This is a genomic window from Methylocystis silviterrae (assembly GCF_013350005.1).
In the GTDB taxonomy this organism is placed as follows: Bacteria; Pseudomonadota; Alphaproteobacteria; order Rhizobiales; family Beijerinckiaceae; genus Methylocystis; species Methylocystis silviterrae.
The window spans coordinates 1-5397 of sequence record NZ_JABVWW010000044.1 but is presented as its reverse complement, the minus strand read 5'-3'; the positions used below and the strand labels follow the sequence as shown (position 1 = coordinate 5397).

General features: G+C 56.8%; 6 protein-coding genes. 4 read left to right on the top strand and 2 right to left on the bottom strand.

Going from position 1 to position 5397, the window contains the following annotated elements; genetic code table 11:
- Positions 1-110 precede the first annotated feature (110 nt).
- The gene (locus HUN39_RS18780) at positions 111-1424 is read right to left on the bottom strand and encodes a PAS domain S-box protein (protein ID WP_175095953.1); all 1314 of its coding nucleotides are present in this window, start codon (positions 1422-1424) and stop codon (positions 111-113) included.
- Between the two features lie 695 nt (positions 1425-2119).
- On the opposite strand from HUN39_RS18780, the gene HUN39_RS18775 reads away from it, so the two are divergent.
- From HUN39_RS18775 to HUN39_RS18760, 4 genes are all read left to right on the top strand, one after another.
- A complete protein-coding gene (locus HUN39_RS18775; RefSeq protein ID WP_175095952.1) occupies positions 2120-2806 on the top strand; it encodes an RNA polymerase sigma factor in 687 nt (228 codons plus the stop codon).
- 2 nt (positions 2807-2808) lie between these two features.
- Positions 2809-3054: a hypothetical protein gene (locus HUN39_RS18770; protein WP_175095951.1), complete on the top strand. Its 246-nt coding sequence runs from the start codon at positions 2809-2811 to the stop codon at positions 3052-3054.
- A gap of 217 nt (positions 3055-3271) precedes the next feature.
- Complete coding sequence (locus tag HUN39_RS18765; protein ID WP_175095950.1) at positions 3272-3637, top strand: group I truncated hemoglobin; 366 nt, start codon at positions 3272-3274, stop codon at positions 3635-3637.
- A 4-nt stretch (positions 3638-3641) separates the two neighbouring features.
- Positions 3642-4589, top strand: coding sequence for a 2Fe-2S iron-sulfur cluster-binding protein (locus HUN39_RS18760; protein ID WP_175095949.1), 948 nt, complete (start codon positions 3642-3644; stop codon positions 4587-4589).
- An 8-nt stretch (positions 4590-4597) separates the two neighbouring features.
- Here HUN39_RS18760 and HUN39_RS18755 read toward each other — a convergent pair whose 3' ends face one another.
- The gene (locus HUN39_RS18755) at positions 4598-5050 is read right to left on the bottom strand and encodes an OsmC family protein (protein ID WP_175095948.1); all 453 of its coding nucleotides are present in this window, start codon (positions 5048-5050) and stop codon (positions 4598-4600) included.
- Between the last annotated feature and the right edge of the window lie 347 nt (positions 5051-5397).

Here is a 5397-nt window from a genome sequence, read left to right as displayed (position 1 = left end):
TCATTGGCGCTTCCTTTCGGAAGCTGTGAATCACGACATCGCGCCCAAGCCAACAACTTTATGGGTCCGAGCCCTAGAAGGCGCGCGGTGCGCTCGTCTCCTCGCATAAGCTATGCACTGTCTACACCCGAGATGTCGGTGACAGAAGCAAGCGGTAGATGGAGCTGGTAGGATAGACCGCTTGGTTGGTAGGTAAGGGTCGTCCTGCCATCAAATTGCTTCGGCCATTCCTCAATGATGAAGCTGCCAAATCCTTTCCTGGAAGCGGCTGTCACAGGAGGGCCACCTCTTTCCTTCCACTCAAAGATTATGAATGCCTCTCCTTCTAAATGTTCGACTCGCTTATCTATCAGCACTCGCCCACTGGGGGTCGAGAGCGCGCCATGTTTCACCGCGTTGGTGACAAGCTCATTAACAACGAGGGCAAATGCTTGGGCGGCTTTTGCGGACAGCGAAACATCCGGGCCCTTTGTTTCTATCTGATCTCTGAAGCTGGAAATATCCGTCTCGAGTAACTTATCCATGGACACATTTTGAAACATTGCTTCGGAGGCGACAGCGTGAACCTTTGCGAGGGATTGCACCCGCCCCGTGAGGATTTGTTCCGCTTCCGATATGCTCCGGCCCGTTGTTAACGTCCTTCGAATAATAGCTAAAATAAGCGCGAAGAAATTGCCAACTCGGTGCTCCAGCTCCCTTGCAAGTATCCGCTGCCTCTCCTCGTGCTGCTTTCGCTCAGTTATATCTGTGATTGTCGCCAGCACGGCTGGTTCTTGGTTCCATTCCATAGGGTTAAGGCCGATCTCCACGGGAAATTCGCTTCCGTCCTTTCTGCGCGCCCGCAGATCACGGCCTGCGCCCATGGCGCGAGTCTCTGGCGATCGTTGAAACGCCTCCCGCATGCTTCTGTGCGCAACTGATGCTCTTTTCGGGACGAGCATTTCAACTGACCGCCCAAGCAGCTCCTCGCGGGGATACCCAAAAAGCCTCTCGGCGCTCGAATTCGCCGCGAGCATTTTGCCGGCCCTGCCAACAACGAGTATGCCGTTTGGCGCCGACTCAATAAGTGAGCGCTCCTTTTGGGCTTCAACCGCCACGCGTTCAATCGCAATCTTGAGTAGCGCGACAGCCGTCACTATTGCGAGCGACACCAGCAGAAAAAAAAGCAACGAACCAGTTACACGAGGGCCCAACGCCTGCAGAGAAGGAGAATTTAAAAACAGCAGCCGAGCTATGGCCGCGGAGAGGGCCACAGCGAATAGCCCTGCGGCAGAACCGCCAAGCGCGGCGGCTACGACAATCGCTGGCAAAAATGCAACTACTGGCAAGCCCTCAACCAGCCAATCCTGCACGAACCAGCCCATCAGCGCCGACAGTCCGACAGCTAAGGACGCCATGGCGTATGCAGTATAATCTACCCGCATTTGGCTCCGATCGAGCGAGCTGCTGGCTGCCTTGGAGAAGACCTAACTGGAATCAAAGATAGGAAACGGCGGACGCAGAGCCATCCATCACAAGGGGTTTCTGGTCCAGCTTTGCCAAGGGAGGCCCATTTCGTCGGTTCGGCGGAACAAGGGGAGGATCTCGCGCAGACGCGCACCGGTTAAGGCAGCGATACCCTCGCAAAGGCGTCCGTCATTTCGACGCGGCGGAACGCTTCGCCGAGCCTCGCCATTTCCTCCGTCGTCAGAAACCGCTCGCCGCTGGCGACCACGGCGATCGCTCTATCGGCTTGGAAGATCGCGCCCGAGTTGTCGCCAGGATTGCTTAGCGAAAGCTTTATCGGCTTTCTTCAAGTGCTGCCGGAAAAAGCCGCGCTGCACGCGCTGACTCACATTGTTCTATTTTACGCTTTTAATGCCCCGGGTCGGTCCGGGGGAGGCCTCGCCGGTCTGATCGTGGGTCAGACGATCCGCTCGGCGTGCTGGACCGCGTCAACCGCTGTGCGCTTTTGTCGAGCACCGATCCAAATCTCTTCCGATCGGAGAGGGCCCTCCAAACATCGGAGGCCCGATGGATAGCGTCGCTTCGATGTTGATGCTAACCTTTGCGTGCAAGCCATTTTCCCGTCTGTCACCCGTGCCGCGAAATGAGACAGCGATCAAACTCCGAGTGGTTATTGGCCCTACGGGCAGGCGATCAGAGTCAGGCTGTTGCGCTGGCTGAGCTGCGTGAGCTCGTGCTCGGAGCGATCATCAAATTTCTCTCGCGAAATGAAACGCCCGGAGGTTCATCGCTCGGCCAAGATTTGCATCAAACGGCGGAGGACTGCGCCCAAGAGGCCATTATCCTCATCCAGTCGAAACTCGAACAATTTCGTGGCGAGAGCAAATTTACGACGTGGGCCTATTCGATCGCTGTTCGCGTCACTCTTGGGGAGCTTCGACGACGGCGCTGGCGGAAGGCGGCAGTGAATCGTGCGCGTCTTGGCGAAGATGTGCCGGTCTGGCCGACTGATGCTCCAGAACCCGAGCATAGTCTGGAACGGCGACAAGCGTGGGCTTTGTTGGTCCGCCTTATCGAGAACTCTTTGACGCCACTTCAGCGAAAAGCGCTTGTTGCTCACGCTTTTCAGGGCATGCCGCTTGATCTTGTCGCCGAGTGGCTCGGTGGCAATCGCAATAGCGTATACAAGCTTATTCATGATGCACGAAAACGCCTCAAGGCCGCGCTACTTTCCGAAGGCGTCACGCATCAGGATATCATAGCTACGTTCGACTCGCCCCAGCGCAAAACTTATCTCAGTGATGATGGTAAGATTTTTCCGTCTCAGAGCGTCTCAAATTCGGTTGAGTCCGGAAGCTAGGAATGAAACAAAAGGAATTTGCCCGCCTGCTCGATACGATCTTCGCCGCCAAAAGCGGGGAAGAGATGTCGTGTACGGATTATTTCGATAGTCTGCCGCGCTATGCCGAGTTGGAAGCCTCCGGCTTGGACGCCGCCGCCACTCTCCCCGAGGTTCGTCACCACATGCATCAATGTCCCGAATGCGAAGAGGTGTATCTCGGATTGCTGGCGCTTGTGCGCGGCGAAAAGGCGGCGGACCGCGGGTGAGCGGACGCGATCGTTCCGGGGTTTATCGATCGAGTCAGCGGCGACAGAACGAATTTCGTCATGCTTTTTCTTATACGATTTGAATTTCCAGCGGGACGCATCTCTCCAAGCAAAAAAATCTCGCTGGTCGAGGTAAGATTCTCCACGCCGCCGCGTCTAAGAGACGTCCGAGCCGAAAAGTTGGCTCGCTAAGTCGGCAACTGGGAGAACGCAAGGCATGTCAAATCTCTACGAGCGCCTCGGGGGCGAGAACGCCGTTAATGCGGCAGTTGAGCTTTTTTATCGCAAGGTTCTCGCGGACGGACGCATCGCGCAGTTTTTTGATGGCGTCGACATGGATCAGCAAATCGCCAAACAGAAATCATTCCTGACCATGGCGTTTGGGGGTCCAAATAATTACACGGGAGCCGACATGCGCAACGCGCACAAGCGTCTCGTCGCGAAGGGCCTCAATGATTCCCATGTCGACGCGGTGATCGAAAATCTGAACTACACGCTCCGTGACCTCGGCGTGCCGGAAAAAGAGGTTAAGGAAGTCGCCGCGATTGCAAATTCCGTTCGTGATGACGTCTTGAACCGTTGATCCGATGCTGAAGTTCGAGGATCGTTCCGTCGAACTCAGGCCAGGTGAAACTGTGCTTGAAGCGCTGGAGCGCGCCGGCATCGACGCGCCTTCGTCGTGCCGGTCCGGCAATTGTCAGACGTGTCTGCATCGCGCGGTGGAAGGCGTTCCTCCGCCAGACTCTCAAGTTGGACTGACACAGGGTCAGAAGGCGCTCGGCTTTTTTCTGCCCTGTGTCTGTTTGCCGACGTCGCCGCTGACGATTACGCGACCGGACAACGTCGGAGCGCGTCGGGATGCAGTCATTCGAGCGATTGAGCCGCTCGCGCCCGATGTGATCCGACTGCGTGTCGATGCAGATGATTTTGCGTATCGGCCAGGACAGTTCCTCGAACTTGTCGCGGATGGCGATTTAAGACGTCATTACTCGCTCGCGAGCCATCCCGAGGACGATCCATTTCTCGAGATGCATATCCGACTGCATGAAAATGGCCGAATGAGCCGACGGCTTGGAGAATTCAAGCCGGGCGACCGCTTGCATGTCGCGGGTCCGTCCGGAACATGCTTTTACGAAGGCGTTCACGAGGAGCAGCGCCTGCTGCTGATCGGCGCGGGGACGGGTCTCGCGCCACTCTATGGCGTGTTGCGAGACGCTCTGAAGCGGGGCCATCTCGGTCCAATCCGTCTTTACCACGGCGCACGCAGCCGTGATGGTCTCTATCTTGATGAAGAGCTGAAAGCGCTGAGCCGGACGCGAGCGCATGTCGACTACCGACCATGCTTGCTTGATCCAAATGCTCCGGCTGGAGGAGACGTCGCGGCGACAGCCCTGCATGCCGAGCAAGACGTCAAGGACAGCGCAATTTTTCTGTGTGGCGGCGAAAATCTGGTGAAACGGTTGAAGCGTGATTTCTTCATGCGCGGAGCCAGCATGAAAAACATCCGATCGGATGCGTTCACGCCGTCGGGGTAACGATCCTGTCATTCAACTGGTATGACCGTGACTTCTGTCGTCACGGAGTTGGCGATGAAGCATTCTCGGTGCGCCTTATCGTGTAGCCATTCGAGGTCTGCCTGCATCGGCTGCTTGTCACCACTGCAAATAATTCTCGGGCGCAATTCGACGTGCGTGATGGCGAGCTTGCCGCTGGCGTTCTTTTCAAGGCGCCCGACGGCGTTGTCCTGATAGCTGTCGACAACGAAGCCCTTGTTCGACGCCAGCGCCAGAAAGGTCAGCATGTGGCAGCTCGACAGCGCCGCGACAAAAGCCGCCTCTGGATCGACGCGCTGTGGATTGCCCAGATAGGCGGGCGCGGCGGAAGCTGGCGTCTCGACGCCGCTATCGAACCGCCAGATATGGTCGCGGCTGTAGTTCTTGTAGCCGAAATCGGCGCCATTGCGCGCCCATTTTATCGTGGCTTTGTGTTCGGACATTGTGACCTCCCTCGTCTTACGCATGTCTTCCTTCAACGCAACCTGGATGCCCGTTGAGCGCGGAGGCCACGCCTGACTGCCTATATGGTTCAGTCTTTAGATGAAGAAACATTCCCAATGGCTCAAAAACCGCGCGTCGTTCCCGCGTTGCGCGTGACGTCTTTGCTTTTCTAGCCACCGTGCCGAACAATGTGGTTGGTTCGATTCACCCAAGGGCGTGGCCCGTTATCTTGACGACGCGCGAGGAAATCGATCTCTGGATGACAATGCCTGCGTAATCCACGCGATCGTGAGCACTGATTCCAGACGATCATGAGCGCTCAGTCCACGGGATCGTGAGCGCTCAG